This is a genomic window from Colwellia marinimaniae (genome assembly GCF_002207865.1).
Lineage (GTDB): Bacteria > Pseudomonadota > Gammaproteobacteria > Enterobacterales > Alteromonadaceae > Colwellia > Colwellia marinimaniae.
In genome coordinates this window covers 1-309 of record NZ_BDQM01000185.1, presented here as the reverse complement: position 1 = coordinate 309, position 309 = coordinate 1, and the positions used below count along the sequence as shown (strand labels likewise).

At 40.8% G+C, this 309-nt stretch carries 1 protein-coding gene; it reads left to right on the top strand.

The annotated features are described in order from the left end of the window. Positions 1-309, top strand: a 309-nt coding sequence (locus MTCD1_RS18835) for a toprim domain-containing protein (RefSeq protein ID WP_143760168.1), incomplete at both ends; no start/stop codon positions are given.

Here is a 309-nt window from a genome sequence, read left to right as displayed (position 1 = left end):
TCACATATTAGAGCGTAAGCGTGACGATGCCGTTTCTTTAGCGCATTCTTTAGAAGAGGCGATGACTAAGATTGGTCATTGCCAACAATGTAATACCCTGACTGAATTAGATATTTGCGCTATCTGTGCAAATCCTACGCGTCACGATGAGTGTATATTATGTGTAGTTGAAGGACCTGCGGATGTGGCTGCAATTGAACAAACTAATCAATTTAGTGGTCAATATTTTGTGTTGATGGGTCATTTATCGCCATTAGATGGTATTGGGCCGGATGAAATTGGCTTAGATAAACTGGCTGAGTTATTAGC